This window comes from Phenylobacterium sp. (genome assembly GCF_030693405.1).
Taxonomy (GTDB): Bacteria; Pseudomonadota; Alphaproteobacteria; order Caulobacterales; family Caulobacteraceae; genus Phenylobacterium.
The window spans coordinates 44601-59747 of the sequence record NZ_JAUYAW010000064.1 but is presented as its reverse complement, the minus strand read 5'-3'; the positions used below and the strand labels follow the sequence as shown (position 1 = coordinate 59747).

Annotated in this window: 13 protein-coding genes; 7 read left to right on the top strand and 6 right to left on the bottom strand. The window is 69.5% G+C overall.

Annotation, left to right across the window (positions count from 1 at the left end; genetic code table 11):
- Positions 1–29: 29 nt before the first annotated feature.
- A complete protein-coding gene (locus Q8N19_RS13560) occupies positions 30–1814 on the top strand; it encodes a DUF885 domain-containing protein (protein ID WP_305591506.1) in 1785 nt (594 codons plus the stop codon).
- Positions 1815–2059: 245 nt separating this feature from the next.
- Here Q8N19_RS13560 and Q8N19_RS13555 read toward each other — a convergent pair whose 3' ends face one another.
- The 5 genes from Q8N19_RS13555 to phnC are packed head-to-tail and all read right to left on the bottom strand — an operon-like array spanning position 2060 to position 5532.
- Entirely contained in the window at positions 2060–2398 is a 339-nt protein-coding gene (locus tag Q8N19_RS13555; protein WP_305591504.1) for a hypothetical protein, read from the bottom strand.
- A gap of 57 nt (positions 2399–2455) precedes the next feature.
- Positions 2456–2755, bottom strand: a complete 300-nt coding sequence (locus Q8N19_RS13550; protein ID WP_305591502.1) for a hypothetical protein — start codon at positions 2753–2755, stop codon at positions 2456–2458.
- 51 nt (positions 2756–2806) lie between these two features.
- A complete protein-coding gene (gene phnE / locus Q8N19_RS13545; RefSeq protein WP_371133856.1) occupies positions 2807–3643 on the bottom strand; it encodes a phosphonate ABC transporter, permease protein PhnE in 837 nt (278 codons plus the stop codon).
- 27 nt (positions 3644–3670) lie between these two features.
- Entirely contained in the window at positions 3671–4741 is a 1071-nt protein-coding gene (gene phnD, locus Q8N19_RS13540; protein WP_305591500.1) for a phosphate/phosphite/phosphonate ABC transporter substrate-binding protein, read from the bottom strand.
- Positions 4738–5532 (bottom strand): phosphonate ABC transporter ATP-binding protein, encoded by a 795-nt coding sequence (phnC, locus tag Q8N19_RS13535; protein WP_305591498.1) that lies wholly within the window; start codon positions 5530–5532, stop codon positions 4738–4740. The genes phnD and phnC overlap by 4 nt, the downstream gene beginning before the upstream one ends.
- 306 nt (positions 5533–5838) lie before the next feature.
- On the opposite strand from phnC, the gene Q8N19_RS13530 reads away from it, so the two are divergent.
- Both Q8N19_RS13530 and Q8N19_RS13525 read left to right on the top strand, forming a co-directional pair.
- Positions 5839–7095 (top strand): type III PLP-dependent enzyme, encoded by a 1257-nt coding sequence (locus tag Q8N19_RS13530; RefSeq protein WP_305591496.1) that lies wholly within the window; start codon positions 5839–5841, stop codon positions 7093–7095.
- A gap of 105 nt (positions 7096–7200) precedes the next feature.
- Positions 7201–8259 carry a deoxyhypusine synthase gene (locus Q8N19_RS13525; RefSeq protein WP_305591494.1) on the top strand — a complete coding sequence of 353 codons (1059 nt, stop codon included), beginning with the start codon at positions 7201–7203 and terminating at the stop codon, positions 8257–8259.
- Between the two features lie 58 nt (positions 8260–8317).
- Here the strand turns inward: Q8N19_RS13525 and Q8N19_RS13520 are convergent, their stop codons facing one another.
- Positions 8318–8458 carry a hypothetical protein gene (locus Q8N19_RS13520; RefSeq protein ID WP_305591492.1) on the bottom strand — a complete coding sequence of 47 codons (141 nt, stop codon included), beginning with the start codon at positions 8456–8458 and terminating at the stop codon, positions 8318–8320.
- A 21-nt stretch (positions 8459–8479) separates the two neighbouring features.
- On the opposite strand from Q8N19_RS13520, the gene Q8N19_RS13515 reads away from it, so the two are divergent.
- From Q8N19_RS13515 to Q8N19_RS13500, 4 genes are all read left to right on the top strand, one after another.
- Positions 8480–9265, top strand: a complete 786-nt coding sequence (locus Q8N19_RS13515) for a phosphatase PAP2 family protein (RefSeq protein ID WP_305591490.1) — start codon at positions 8480–8482, stop codon at positions 9263–9265.
- A gap of 94 nt (positions 9266–9359) precedes the next feature.
- The gene (locus Q8N19_RS13510; RefSeq protein ID WP_305591488.1) at positions 9360–12173 is read left to right on the top strand and encodes a pitrilysin family protein; all 2814 of its coding nucleotides are present in this window, start codon (positions 9360–9362) and stop codon (positions 12171–12173) included.
- A gap of 54 nt (positions 12174–12227) precedes the next feature.
- On the top strand, positions 12228–13475 hold the full coding sequence (locus tag Q8N19_RS13505; RefSeq protein ID WP_305591486.1) for an NAD(P)/FAD-dependent oxidoreductase: 1248 nt from the start codon (positions 12228–12230) through the stop codon (positions 13473–13475).
- Positions 13476–13530: 55 nt separating this feature from the next.
- Positions 13531–15117 carry an alkaline phosphatase gene (locus Q8N19_RS13500; RefSeq protein ID WP_305591484.1) on the top strand — a complete coding sequence of 529 codons (1587 nt, stop codon included), beginning with the start codon at positions 13531–13533 and terminating at the stop codon, positions 15115–15117.
- The last annotated feature ends 30 nt before the right edge of the window (positions 15118–15147 follow it).

Genomic DNA, 15147 nt, shown 5'->3' with positions numbered 1-15147 from the left:
CCGGTTCGGCGCGTCTTGGGATCACCGCCATGCCTCTCCTGCTCGACCGCCGCATGTTGATGGTATTCGGGGCCGCCGCGGCCCTGCCGCTCTCGGCCGCCCGCGCCCAGACCCCGGCGCAGAGCCCAGCCGATCAGGCCTTCGACGCCCTGGCGGCGGCCTGGCTGGAGGCCTGTCTGCGGCTCAGCCCGATCACCGCGACCCTGTGGGGGGATCATCGCTATGACGACCGGCTGGATGATCTGAGCCTTGCGGGATGGACCGCCCGGCGCGACAGTTCCGCGGCCTTCCTCGCTCAGTTGTCCGCCATCGCGCCCGCTGAACTCAGCCGCGAGCGACAGGTGGACGCCGCCATCCTGCGCAACAGCCTGGCCGGCGAGGTCTGGACCCACGACACCCTGCAGGCCCACCGCTGGGACCCGCTGATCTACCAGTCCTCGGTGGGCTCGGCCCTCTATGGCCTCATCGCCCGGGACTTCGCCCCCCTACCCCAGCGCCTGGCCTCGGCCACCGCCCGGATGACCGGTTTCCCGGGGCTGATGGCCCAGGTGCGGGAAAGCCTGGATCCCGCCCGGACGCCGAAAATCCATGCGCAGACCGTATCGGGTCAGAATGCGGGCCTGGTGAGCCTCGTCGACCTGCTGCTGGCCGAGGCCGGCGCCCTCGACACCGAGGGGCAGGCCAAGCTCCGCGCCGCGGCCGACCTCGCCAAGGCGGCCATCGCCGAGCAGCAGGCCTGGATCGATCAGACCCTGGTCCCGCAGGCGGCCGGCGAATGGCGTCTCGGCGCCGACCTCTATGACGCCAAGCTGGCGTTCGCCCTCGACAGCCCCCTGAGCCGCGCCGAGATCAAGGCCGCGGCCGAACAGGCGCTCGCCCAGGTGCGCGCCGAGATGTACGACATCGCCCGTCAGGTGCTGGTGGCCAGGGACGCCCCGCCGACCCCGGCCAGGCCGACTCCGGACCAGGAGCAGGCGGCCATCGCCGCGGCCATGGAGCTGGTCTATGCCGACCGGGCGACCCCGGACACGTTGATCGCGACCGCCCAGGCCAAGCTGGACGCCGCCATCGCCTTTGTCGCGGCCAACCCCATCGTCACGCCACCCACCGAGCCGGTGGAGCTGGTCCTGACGCCGGAGTTCCAGCGGGGCGTGGCCGTGGCCTATTGCGATCCGCCCGGCCCGCTGGATCGGGAGCTGCCCACCTTCTACAAGCTCTCGCCGATCCCTGAGGACTGGACGCCGGAACAGGCCGACTCCTTCCTGCGGGAATACAACAACTGGACGCTTGAGGGCCTGACCGTTCACGAGGGCACGCCGGGCCACTACCTGCAGCTGGCCATCTCCAACCGTCACCCGTCGGTGCTGCGCTCGGTGTTGTGGTCAGGGAGCTTTGTGGAGGGCTGGGCCTGCTACGCCCAGGACGTGATGGTCGAGGCCGGTCACCGGGACGGCCATCCCCTTTACCGCCTGGCCAATCTGAAGTTCCTGCTGCGGGTGATCACCAACGCCATCCTCGACATCGGCGTCCACGTCGAGGGCTGGGACGAGGCCCGGGCCATGCACCTGATGACCCACGACGCCTTCCAGCAGGAGCGCGAAGCGGCCGGCAAGTGGACGCGGGCCAGAGTCTCGTCCGCCCAGCTGCCCACCTATTTCGTCGGCTGGCGGGAACACTGGTCCCTGCGGCGGGAAGCGCAGGCCAAGGCTGGCGCTGCCTTCGACATGAAGGCCTATCACGACGAGCTGCTCAGCCATGGCTCCCCGCCGGTGCGGGTGTCGCGCCAGCTGATGTTCGACCTTCCGGTGGGGTGAGGGGCCTTGCGTCCTTCGAGGCTCGCAGTCGCCCGCATCTCAGGATGAGGGCCGTGGGTGCGGTGTCTCACTCCGTCCTCATCCTGAGGCGCCCTGCGCGAGCAGGGCCTCGAAGGACGAGGGCGGCCGCAAGTCCCTTGTCACCCGTCATGGTCGGGCTTGACCCGACCATCCATCAACACCTCGATCTCCCGGGGACCCTCGGGACAAGCCCGAGGGTGACGACGGTGAGGTGAGGGTCCGGCCTAGCCCCCGTCCTGCGACCTCAGCCACCGGCTCAGCAGATACAGGTGCAGGCCGTGGACGGCGACATAGACCAGGCAGACCAGGGCCAGAACGATCCGGAAGGTCAGCCGCTCGTCCGGCTCCACCCAGAGGCTCGCCAGGGTGAAGGGGGTGAGGGTGAAGGCCGCCAGCAGCGGGGTGATCGACAGGGCGATGTCCCGCGGCGCCGACCAGGTCGGCAGCCCCTTGATCCCCCACTGCATGGGCAGCCGCGTTCCCGCCGGCACGCGTCGCGCCAGGGCCAGCGACATGGCGGCCAGGGCCAGGACCGTGATGCTCGAAACAAAAGGCGCGCTCAACATCCCGCCAGCTTGGCAGGTTTGGACCCCGACTCAAACCTGCGCGTCGAGGTTCACCTATGCCGCCGAGGCCCGGGCCGCCGCCAGGGCGTCGCATTCCGCGATCAGGTGGCGGAGCGCCGCAAGATCACCGTTGGGCGGTGCAGCGACCATCGCCCTTTCTCGAATGGATTCAAGCGCCGGATCAGTAAAGGGGCCGCCACACTCGAAGTCGTCCCAGTCGTAGGGTCCTTCGGTCCCATTGAGGAATGCGCTCAGTTGAGCAGCCACCCCCTCAGGCGTGCGATCGCGTGTCTTCTTGATGGGTAGCAGCTGAACGACAAAGGCGACCGGCAGGCAAACGGCAGGAGAAGGCATCCCAGCAGCGCCCCCGGCCAATACGCTAGGTCGAGCTGCTTGGCGGCCATCCTAGATCAGCCGCGAGCGGATGGCCTGGGACAGGAGGTCGATGAGGGTCACGGCGACGACGATCACGATGGCGATGGCGGCGACGCGGGAATAGTTGAAGCTGTTCAGGCTATCGAACAGGATCTGGCCGATGCCGCCGGCGCCGATGAGGCCGAGGATGGTGGCCGCCCGGCTGTTGGATTCGAAGCGGTAGAGGGCATACGAGGTCCAGAGCGGGGCGACCTGCGGGACCACGCCCCAGGCGATCTCCTGCAGCTTGTGGGCGCCGGTGGCGCGCACCCCCTCGACCGGGCCCTTGTCGATCGATTCCACGGCTTCGGAGAACAGCTTGCCCAGCACCCCGCCGGTGTTGAGCGCCAGCGCCATGACGCCGGCGAAGGGGCCGAGGCCCACGGCGACCACAAACACCATGCCGATGACCAGGTCAGGCACCGAGCGCAGGATGTCCATCACCCGGCGCACCGGCCACTGGATGGCGGGCGGGGCGATGTTGCGGGCGCCCAAGAGGCCGAGCGGTACGGCCAGGAAGACCGCCAGGGCCGTGCCCCACATGGCCATCTGGATGGTCAGCCACATCTGGCTGATGAAGAAGGGCAGGAGCTCGAAGTCCGGGTTCACGAAGGCCCGGCCGAACTCGCGCATATTGTCCGAGCCGGAGAAGAGCAGCGGGAACTTCTCGATCTCGGCGGGGCCGAAGCTCAGCGCCAGGACGATGGCGATGCCGCCCCACAGTAGGACGTCGAAGATCCATTGGCCGAGCGGCCGCGCCGGCGGCGTCAGGGCGGCCGAAGGCGGGGCGGCCGGCGTGTGGGCGGCGCGGGGCGCGGTGGCGTTCACAGGCGTTGGGCTCTTTGTCTCGGGGCCTTAAGGCGCCGCGGGCGTGACGGCGGCGGCGGGCGGCGGCGCCTCGCCGGCCCGGGCGTCCAGAGCCTCACGCTCGACGCGGATGGCGTCCAGGGTGGCCTGGGCCTCGGCGATACGCGCCTGGTCGCGGCTGTTTCGAGCCTGCAGCAGGGCCTCGGTGGCCTCCATCTCGCGCACCGGCAGCAGGTGGCTCGAATCCGCCGGGAGGAAGCCGCCGATGGAGATGGCCGAGAGCAGCTTGCGCTGACGTTCGGCCTCGGGGCCTTCGCCCTTGCCATAGGTGAGGAAGAACTGGCGGACCTTCTCCTTGACCGCCGGGTCGAGGTTCTTGCGCCAGACGATGGGATCCTCAGGCAGCTTGGGCGACTCCCAGATCACATTGACCTTGTCAGTGACCGTGGGCTGGCCATTGGCGCGGTTCTCCACATCCCGGGCGGTCTGCAGGCGGATGGCTGTGGAATTGTTGGTGGCCACGTCCAGGACGCCATTGGCGACGGCGAACAGATTGGCCTGGTGGTTGGCCGTGCGCACCTGCTTGAAGCAGCGCTCGGGCTCGATGCCCTCAGGGGCGAACAGATAGGTCATGGGCGCAAGCGTGCCCGAGGTGGACTTGGCGTCGCCGATCCCGAAATCGAGGGTGCGGTCGCATTTCAGCACGTCTTCGAGGGTCAGGCCGCTCGACGCCGTGGCGATCAGCACCGAGCGATAGCCGTCCTCGCCGGAGGGATCGAAGGTGCGGGCGAAGATCTCGGCGTCGGCCCGGCGCACGGCCTCCAGCCCCGACAGGTTGGAGAACCAGCCCACATCAGTCTGGCCAAAGCGCAGGGCCTCGATCAGGGCGGTGTAGTTGGAGCCGTAGAAGGGCTTCACCGGAATGCCGATCTCCTTCTCCATGTCGGCCAGGATCGGCCGCCAGAAGGTGTCCAGGCTGGTGGAGTTCTCCGTCGCCAGGATCGAGAAGTTCAGCACTTCGGGCGCGGCGCTGTTCGCCGTCTCGCGCTCGGAACAGGCGCTGAGGCCGAGCGCCAGGGCGAGCGTAAGGCCGGCGCCGATCAGGCTGCGACGGATCATTGGGGAGCTCCTTCCCAGAAGACGTCTTCGAATTCCGGACCGTAGATGTCGATAAGCTGCTTGCGGGTCAGGCCGGTGGGCGGCCCATCATAGACCACCTTGCCAGCCTTCAGCGCGATCACCCGGTCACAATAGCGCATGGCGTAGTCGACCTGGTGCAGGGTGACGATCAGGGTGAGGCCGTCGGCCCGGTTCAGGTCGCGCAGAATCTCCATGACCTTGCGGGCGGCCACGGGGTCGAGGGAGGCCACCGGCTCGTCGGCCAGGATGATCTTGGCCTTCTGCACCAGGGCGCGCGCGATGGCGGCGCGCTGCTGCTGGCCGCCGGAGAGGGTGCCCGCCCGCTGCCCGGCATATTCGGCCACGCCCACCCGGGCGAGCGCCGCCATGGCCGCGCCCTTGGTCTCGGCCGGCCAGAAGCCCAGGAGGCCCCGCAGGAAGCCGATCCGCCCCAGGGAGCCCATGGCCACATTGGTGAACAGGGTCAGCCGGCCCACCAGGTTGAACTGCTGAAAGATCATGCCGATGCGGATGCGGGTGCGGCGCACGTCCCGGTCCACCCGGCCCTGGGCCTGCACGGCGCCGCCGAAGGCCTCGATCCGGCCTGGCCCCTTGTCGATGGGCGCCAGGCCATTGATGGCCCGCAGCAGGGTGGACTTGCCCGACCCCGAAGGACCGATCAGGGCGATCATCTCGCCGCGGGCGACGTCGAGGGAGACGGTGTCCAGCGCGCGGCGGGACCCGAAACTCTTCGACACTTGGCGCACCGAAAGAACGGCTGCGTCAGACATGAATGGCGAATATCCCCTGGGCGTTTGGCGGCCCAACTCTTATCAGCGTGTGATCGCCGAGCCCCACGACGGTTTCATGACATGGGCGCCGGGCGCGGTCCAGCATGGGGCCTGTGGGGCGACGTCGCGGGGACGGTCGAACGCCCCCCGGGGCCCGCCAAACCCTGGCCGGCCAAGGACCTTTTTGGCTTCCGCCCTTTACATCGCTTTCAGATGCCACTATCTGCACCGGCTCCGGCGGACCCCGTTGTCCTAAGCGTTGCTAACGCCGGATTGGGTTCAACAATCTGTTGGGGGTTGCGTGAGGTGCATACGTACCATACGCCCCTGGACCTGGTCCGTGAGCGGTCACCGGAACGTCCTGTCGCCTTTGCGCGACCGGACGCCGTGGCCCTAGCGGCGCGCTGGTTCCAGGACAATTTTAAAGGCGACGTCTTCTACGCTGTGAAGGCCAACCCTTCGCCGTGGGTGCTTGAAACCCTCGCGGCGAATGGCGTGCGGTCGTTCGACGTGGCGTCGGTGCCCGAAATCGAGCTGGTGGCCCAATACGCCCCAGGCTCACGCATGGCCTTCATGCATCCGGTGAAGAGCCGCCGCTCCATCTCCACGGCCTATTTCGACCATGGGGTGCGGACCTTCGCGCTGGATACGCACGAAGAGCTGGCCAAGATTCTCGACGCCACGGGCCACGCCAAGGACCTGAACCTGATGGTTCGTCTGGGCGTCGCCGCCGAGGGCGCGGCCTATTCCCTGTCGGGCAAGTTCGGCGTCGATGCGCACGAGGCCCCCGACCTCCTGCTGGCCGCCCGCCGGGCGACCCAGGAGCTGATGGGCGTCTCCTTCCATGTGGGCAGCCAGTGCATGCGGCCGACCGCCTATCAGGCGGCCATGAGCCAGGCCTCCCGGGCGCTTGTCCGCGCTGGCGTGTTCGCCGATGTGGTGGATGTGGGCGGCGGTTTCCCGTCGGTCTATCCCGGCATGGTGCCCCCGGCGCTCGCCGACTACATGGACTCCATCGATCGCGGCTTCGCCGAGATGATGGTCCATGAGACCACCGAGCTGTGGTGCGAGCCGGGCCGGGCCCTGGTGGCGGAAGCCTCCTCGGTGCTGACCGCTGTCGAGCTGCGCAAGGGCGACGCTCTTTATCTGAACGACGGCTCCTATGGCAGCCTGTTCGACGCCACCCACACCAAATGGCCCTTCCCGGTGAAACTGCTTCGCCGGGAGGCCGATGGCTCGGCCCGGGAAGTCGAAGGCCCGCTGAAGCCCTACCGCTTCTATGGCCCCACCTGCGACTCCCTCGATCACATGCCCGGCCCCTTCTGGCTGCCCGAGGATGTGCGCGAGGGCGACTATGTCGAGATCGGCATGCTGGGCGCCTATGGGGTGGCGATGAACACCCGCTTCAACGGCTTCGGCGACACCGAGACCGTGGCGGTGAACGACCCGCCCATGGCCTCGATGTACGGCCTGGCCCGTCGCTCCATCCCGGTGCCGCGGACCGAGACGCACAATGTCGTCAAGCTGTCGCGGGCCCGGGGCAAGAAACGTCGTCGGCGCTAGTGCGTTAGGCTCAACGCACAACCGCATAGAGACGCGACCGGTCGCTCCGTCCCGGTCGCGTCCTTTCTCCATGGACGGGCGCTCAAACTCTAGGACTCCAAGAGAATGAACGCTGAGGTTCAGTCCAACCGCAAGGCCGAGCTGCTCTCGTCCACTGTCGAGCATGTGGCCATCGACCAGTACGACGCCCGCCCGATCATCGACGCCATGCGTCAGATGAGCTTCACCAGCCGCGACACCGCGCGCGCCGCCGACATCTTCTCCATGGCGCTGGAGGATCCCTCCTGCTCGACCTGGCTGACGCTCGCCGGTTCGACCAGCGCCGGCGGCTGCATGCACATCTATCGCGACATGGTGAAGTACGGCCTGATCGACGCCGTGGTCGCCACCGGCGCCTCCATCGTCGACATGGATTTCTTCGAGGCCCTGGGCTTCAAGCACTACCAGGCCAAGGAGCCGGTCGACGATCGCGACCTGCGCGCCCTCTATATCGACCGGATCTACGACACCTATATCGATGAAGAAGAGCTGCAGACCTGCGACGCGGTGATCAAGGAGATCACCGACCAGCTGGAGCCGCGGCCCTATTCCTCTCGGGAATTCATCTGGGAGATGGGCAAGTGGCTGGCGGCGGGCAACGCCAAGAAGCCCGGCTCGCTGATCCAGACGGCCTATGAAGAAGGCGTGCCGATCTTCTGCCCGGCCTTCACCGATAGTTCGGCGGGCTTCGGCCTGGTCAAGCATCAGGTGGAGCGGATGAAGGCGGGCAAGCCCTACCTGACCATCGACTCCATCGCCGACTTCCGCGAGCTGACCGATGTGAAGATCGCCGCCGGCACCACGGGCCTCTTCATGGTCGGCGGCGGCGTGCCCAAGAACTTCGCCCAGGACACGGTGGTCTGCGCCGAAATCCTCGGCGAGGAAGTCGATATGCACAAATACGCCATCCAGCTGACCGTGGCCGATGTGCGCGACGGCGCCTGCTCGTCCTCGACGCTGCAGGAGGCCTGCTCCTGGGGCAAGGTCGACGTCACCTGGGAACAGATGGTCTTCGCCGAGGCCACCACCGTGGTCCCGCTGATCGCCTCCGACGCCTGGCACCGGGGATCGTGGAAGACCCGCGAGCGCCGCCGCTGGAACAAGCTGTTCGAAAAGAAAGCCTAAGGATCAGGCCCCGCTCCGGCGGGGCCTTTTTCGTTGGGCGAGCTTGGCCCGCCTCTTCTCACTCCGTCATGGCCGGCTTGATCGGGCCATCCATGAACACCGGCGAGGGGCCGTGTGCATGGACCCTCGGGTCAAGCCAGAGGGTGACGGTGGAGGGGCGGCCCCCTTTCGCTTCGCCGCGCATCGGGCGCATGATCATGGAAAATCCTGAGGGGGATCCATGAAGCTGCTCACGCCCGCCATCCTCGCCGCCCTGGCGCTCGTCGCCTCACCGGCCCTGGCCCAGGAGGCCCCGCGGCCCGCGGGCTATCTGACAGCTGAAACCCTGCCTGATGCGGCGCTGCTGCTGCCGGCCCCGCCGGCGGCCGGCAGCGCCCGGGACCAGGCCGACCGGGACGTCTTCCGCAAGACCCGGGCCCTGGAGGGCTCTGCCCGCTGGGCGCTCGCCCAGACCGATGTGCCCACCGCGCCAGCGTCCATGATGACCAGTTTCGCCTGCGCGCTGGGCGCCGACCTGACCCCGCAGACTGCGCCCAGGCTCAACCTGCTGATGTCCCGGGTAGGCCTGCAGCTGGGCGCCCAGGTGGCCAGCGTGAAGGACATCTTCAAGCGCCCGCGGCCCTATCTGATCCAGCAGGGGCCGATCTGCGTGCCCGCCTCGCACGAGCTGGACGAGAGCCCGGACTATCCCTCGGGTCATTCCACCTGGGGCTTCGCCAACGCCCTGATCCTGGCCCAGATGGCCCCCGAACGGTCGGGCCAGATCCTCGCCCGCGGCCGGGCCTATGGGGAGAGCCGGGTGGTCTGCGGCGTCCATTCCCCCAGCGCCGTGGAGGCCGGGCGCACCAATGGCGCGGCCATCGTCGCGGCCCTGAACGCCACGCCCGCCTTCCGCGCCGACTTCGAGGCGGCCATGGCCGAGGTGGACGCCGCCCGCGCCAGGGGCCTTGCCGATGACCGGGCCTGCGCCGCCGAGGCCGAGCTGATCGCCCAGACCGCCTACTGAGGGCGCCTACTGAGGCTAGGCGCCGGCCACACCCACCTTTCGCCGCCCGCTCAGGATGATATGGCTGGGGCTTGTCGTCGTCCGGGAGCCCGCCATGTTTCGCGCCTTCGCCCGCCTCGCCCTCGCCGCCGCCCTGCTGGCGGCGCCGGTCGCTGTTCAGGCCGCCGACATTCCGCCGATCGACTATCGCGAGCGGGTGCTGGACAACGGTCTGCGGGTGCTGAGCGGGATCGACGCCACCACGCCGAACGTGACGGTGCAGGTCTGGTACGGGGTCGGCTCCAAGGACGACCCCCAGGGGCGCTCGGGCTTTGCGCACCTCTTCGAACACATGATGTTCAAGGCCACCCGCAACATGCCGTCCGAGACCCTGGACCGGATGACCGAGGACGTGGGCGGGTTCAACAACGCGTCGACCTGGGACGATTTCACCAACTATTACGAGGTCATCCCGGCCAACCACCTGGAGCGTCTGCTCTGGGCCGAGGCTGAGCGGATGGGCTCTCTGGTGGTGGACGCCGAGATCTTCAATTCCGAACGGGATGTGGTGAAGGAGGAGCTGCGCCAGCGGATCCTCGCCGCCCCCTACGGCCGGCTGTTTGGCCTGATGATCCCTCAGGCCAGCTATCAGGAACACCCCTACAAGCGCCCCGGCATCGGCTCCATCGCCGAGCTGGACGCCGCCACCATCGACGATGTTCGCGCCTTTCACCGGGACTATTACCGTCCCGACAATGCGGTGCTGATCGTCATCGGCAACTTCGATCAGGGCCAGCTCGATGCCTGGGTGGACCGCTATTTCGCGCCCCTGAAGACGCCGGCCGCGCCGCTCAAGCGGGTCGAGGCGGTGGAGCCGCCGCGCAAAGGCCCCGGTGTGTTCGACGGCTATGGTCCCAATGTGCCCCTGCCGGCTGTGGTCCTCACCTGGCTGGGGGCGCAGGCCGCGAGCCCCGACGCCCCGGCGCTCAAGGTGCTCGACGCCATCCTGTCCGGCGGCAAGTCCTCGCGGCTCTATAACGCCCTGGTCTATGAGCAGCAGATCGCCGTGGAGGCCTTCTCCCAGGCCGACCTGCCGCAGCAGCCGGGCCTGTTCGCCGTCGGCGCCATTCTGGCGAGCGGCGAGACGGTGGAGGCCGGCGAGGCCGCCCTGCTGGCGCAGGTGGCACGTCTGCGCGCCGCCCCGCCCACCGAGGCCGAGCTGGCGGAGGCCCGCAACGAACTGATCGCCGGCGCCCTGCGCGAGCGCGAGACGGTCGATGGCCGCGCCTTTGCGCTCGGCTATGCCTGGGCCACGCAAGGGGACCCCGCCAAGGCCAATAGCGAACTGGCCGACCTCGCCGCCGTCACCGCCGCCGACGTCCAGGCCGTGGCGCAGAAGTACCTGGCCGAAGACCGTCGGATGACCATTCGCTACCGTCCTGAGAGCGCCCGTCCGGCAGGATCGACGGCGGCTGAACCCGCCCCGCCGCCAGCCCAGGCGGTGGTCTTCGACGGCGAGATCGTCACCCTCGCCCCCGAGGCCGAGCGCCAGGCGCCGCCGCCGGTGGGCGCGCCGGTGGACCCGGTCCTGCCGACTCCTTCCGAGACGGTGCTCGACAACGGTTTGCGGGTGATCGTCGCCCGCTCCAGCGACCTGCCGCTGGTCTCGGCCGCTCTCATCGTGCGGGCTGGCGCCTGGGCCGATCCCCAAGGCGAGGCTGGGGCCATGTCCATGACCGCGGCCATGCTGACCGAGGGCACGACCACCCGCTCCGCCCCGCAGATCGCCCAGGAGATCGAGGCCCTGGGGGCGAGCCTGTCGTCCTCCGCCGGGCTGGAGCAGGCCAATGTCAGCCTGACCGTCATGTCGGACAAGGCCGCCCAGGCCTTCGCCATCCTGGCCGACGTCGCCCGCAATCCGGCCTTCGCCCCTGAGGAGCTAGAGCGCCAGACCGCCCAGGCGCTGGATGGCATGTCGGTGGCCTATGAGGACCCGGGCCAGCTTTCGGCCATGGCCGTGGGCCCCGTCGTCTTCGCCGGCACCCCCTTTGGCCATCCCGCCGACGGCACGCCGGCCTCCCTGCCGAGGCTCGCGCCCGAGGGGCTGAAAGCCCTGCATCAGCGCCACTTCCGGCCCGACAACGCCATCCTGGTGCTCAGCGGCGACATTTCCCCTGAGCGGGGCCTGACCCTGGCCCGCGAGGCCTTCGGCGACTGGGCGCGGCCCGCCGATCCCCTGCCGGCCCAGCCGCAGGTGACGCCCACCGCCGCCCGCCAGGTGGTGGTCATCGACCTGCCCGGCGCCGGCCAGGCCGCCGTGCGCCTGGTCAAGCCGGCCATCTCCCGCCGGGACGAAGCCTACTACCCCGGCATTGTCGCCAATTCGGTGCTGGGCGGCGGCTATTCGGCCCGGCTGAATCAGGAGATCCGCATCAAACGCGGCCTCTCCTATGGGGCGGGCTCCAGCCTCTCCGCCCGGCGGACCACCGGCGCCTTCCAGGCCCAGGCTCAGACCAAGAATGAGTCGGCGCCGGAGGTCATGGACCTGATCGCCACCGAAATGCGCCGACTGGCGGCCGAGCCGGTGACCCCAGAGGAGCTCAGCGCGCGCAAGTCCGTGCTGATCGGCGCCTTTGGCCGGGCGCTCGGCACGGCCGGCGGCCTGGGCGGCGTGCTGGGCGAACTGGCCCTGCAGGACGTCCCGCTGTCGGAGATCACCGCCTATACCGCCAAGGTCGAAGCGGTGAGCCCGGAGGCCGTTCGGGCCTTCGCCGCCGAGCGCCTGTCGCCGCAGGACGCCGCCGTGATCATCGCCGGGGACGCGGCCCTGTTCCTGGAGGCCTTGCAGGAAAAGGCTCCGGACCTGCGGCGCATCCCCGCCAAGACCCTGGATCTGGAAGCCCCGGGCCTGACCACGCCCGCCAGCTGAGCCAATCGCCCGCCAGGGCTTGAACCTTGGCCATAGAACCTGCCTAGATGACCTATGCAGGATGAGTTCGATGTAGTCGTGGTCGGGGCCGGCGCCGCGGGCCTCGCCGCGGCGGCGCGCCTGTCGCGGGCCGCCCTTTCGGTGGTGGTTCTGGAGGGTCAGGGCCGCATCGGCGGCCGCGCCCACACCCTGGCCGCCCGCTCTGACCTGCCGCTGGATCTGGGCTGCGGATGGCTGCACAGCGCCGATCGCAACCCCCTGGCCGCCCTGTTCGCCCGGGCCGGCGTGGCCCTGGACCAGACCCCGCCGGCCTGGAGCCGTCCGGAGGCCAATCAGAGCCTGACACCGGAAGACCAGGCCGCCTTCGCCCGGGCCATGCGCGACTTCGAAGCGGCTCTGGACCAGGCCGCCCGGGCCGGACAGGAAGGCCGCGCCATCGCCCACCTGCCGCCAAAGGCCGCCCGGTGGCATCCGATGCTTGAGGCTTTCAGCGCCTATTATAACGGTGCGCCGCTCTCGCAGGTCTCGGTGCAGGACTATGGCGCCTTCACCGATACAGGGGTGAACTGGCGGGCGCCGGATGGCTACGGCGCCGCCATCTGCGGCCTGGCGCCGCGCTCCCTGATCGTGCCCCACTGCGCGGTGCTGTCCATCGACCATACGGGGCCGAGGCTGCGGCTTGAGACCGCGCGGGGCGCCATCACCGCCAAGGCCGCCGTCCTGACGGTCTCCAGCGCGCTGATCGCCCAGGAGGCCATCCGAATTCATCCCCGCCTGCCGGCCAAGGTGGATGCGGCCACGGGCCTGCCGCTTGGCCAGGCCGAGAAGGTGTTCCTGCGCCCCGCCGCCCCGGAGGTCTTCCCCCGGGAGAGCCATCTGTGGGGCGTCACCGACCGGGCCGAGACCGGCAGCTACTATCTGCGACCGCTCGGGCGGCCGGTGATCGAGGCCTATTTCGGCGGCGACCACGCCCGCGCCCTGTCGGCGGCCGGGCCCGGGGCGGCCACGGCCTTCGCCATCGATGAGCTGGTGGCCCACTACGGCGCCGATGTGCGCGGCCAGCTGCAGCCCCTGGCCGAGACCGGCTGGGGCGTCGATCCCTGGGCCATGGGCGCCTATTCCCACGCCCTGCCCGGCTGCGCGGCGGCCAGGCGGGCCCTGGCCGAGCCGGTGGACGGGCGACTGTTCTTCGCCGGCGAGGCCACGTCCACCCGGTCCTTCTCCACCGCCCATGGCGCCTGGGAGAGCGGCCTGCGGGCCGCTGACGAGGCGCTGGCGGCGCTGGGCCTGCGGGAGGCCTGACTCACGGGCGTCATCAAGCGAGGCTAGGATCTGGAGCGTTCCTGGGGAGGCGCGCATGGACGATCACATCACCCGAGCCCTGAGCCTGTCGCGCCGACGGATGCTGGCCGCGGGCCTGGGGGCCTTCCTGGCGCCGGCGCTGGACCCGCGCCAGGCGATGGCCCAGCCCGTGTTCGCCGACTATCCGTTCCAGCTGGGCGTCGCCGCCGGCGACCCGGCCCCGGACGGCTTCGTCATCTGGACGCGGCTGGCGCCGGACCCCCTGGCGCCGGGCTACGGCATGCCCGCCCGGCCCGTGCCGGTCAGCTGGGAGGTGGCTGAGGACGAGGCCTTCGCCCGCATCGCCGCCAAGGGCGAGGCCGTGGCTAGGCCTGAACTGGCCCATGCCGTCCATGTGGAGGTGGCCGGCCTGTCGCCGGCGCGGACCTATCACTACCGGTTCATGGCCGGGGCCGAGCGCAGTCTCGCAGGCCGGGCTCGCACCATGCCCGCGGCCGGGGCGACCCTGGCCCGGGCGCGGTTCGGGGTGGTCGGCTGCCAGCACTACGAACAGGGCTTTTACACCGCCCACCGGCGGCTGGCGGAGGAGGACGAGCTCGACTTCGTCTTCTGCTACGGGGACTACATCTATGAGGGCCGCTCGGCCCGGGTGTGGAACTCCGCGGCCGGCCCCCAGGCCAACCAGCGCCAGCATGTGGGTCAGGAGACCTACAGCCTGGACGACTACCGGCGGCGCTACGCTCAGTACAAGATGGACGCCGACCTGCAGGCCAGCCACGCCGCGGCCGCCTGGTTCGTCACCTGGGACGACCACGAGATCGACAACAACTGGGCCGCCGACCTCGACCAGGATGGGACCGACCCGGCCATCTTCCGCCTGCGCCAGCAGTCGGCCATGCAGGCCTATTACGAGCACATGCCCCTGCGGCGCTCGGCCTTCCCGGCCGGCCCGGCCATGAGGCTCTACCGGCGGGCCGACTACGGGAGCCTGCTGCGGCTGAACCTGCTGGATACGCGGCAGTATCGCACCGGCCAGCCCTGCGGCGGGCGCTGGGGCGCATGCAATGAGCTGGAGCGGGCGCAGGCCGAGATGCTGGGGGCGGCGCAGGAACAGTTCCTGTTCGACAGCCTGTCGTCATCGCCCGCCCGCTGGAACGTCCTGGCCCAGCAGGTGATGGTCATGGACGTCGATCGCGATCCGGGGCCGGGCTACATGGCCAATCCCGACTCCTGGAGCGGCTATCGCGCCCCCCGCGCCCGCCTGCTGCGCCATATCCGCGACCGTCAGGTGTCCAATCCGGTGGTCCTGACCGGGGACGAGCATCAGAACTATGCGGGCGAGCTGCACCTGAACGGCCGTGAGCCCGAGCGACGGGCGATCGCCACCGAGTTCGTGGCCACCTCCATCACCTCAGGCGGCGACGGGACCGACCAGTCGCCGCGGATGGCGCAGGTCCAGGCGGCCAATCCGCAGCTGAAGTTCAACAATTCCCAGCGGGGCTACCTGCTCTGCGAGGTGACGCCAGAGCGGTTCGAGACCGCCTTCCGCGTGATGGACAAGGTCAGCGCCCCCGGCGGCGCGGTCAGCACCCGGGCGAAACTGGCGGTTCCGGCCGGCGAGGCGGTGGTCGTCCCGGCCTAGAGCGCATTCCGATAAGTGGGAACCGGTTAT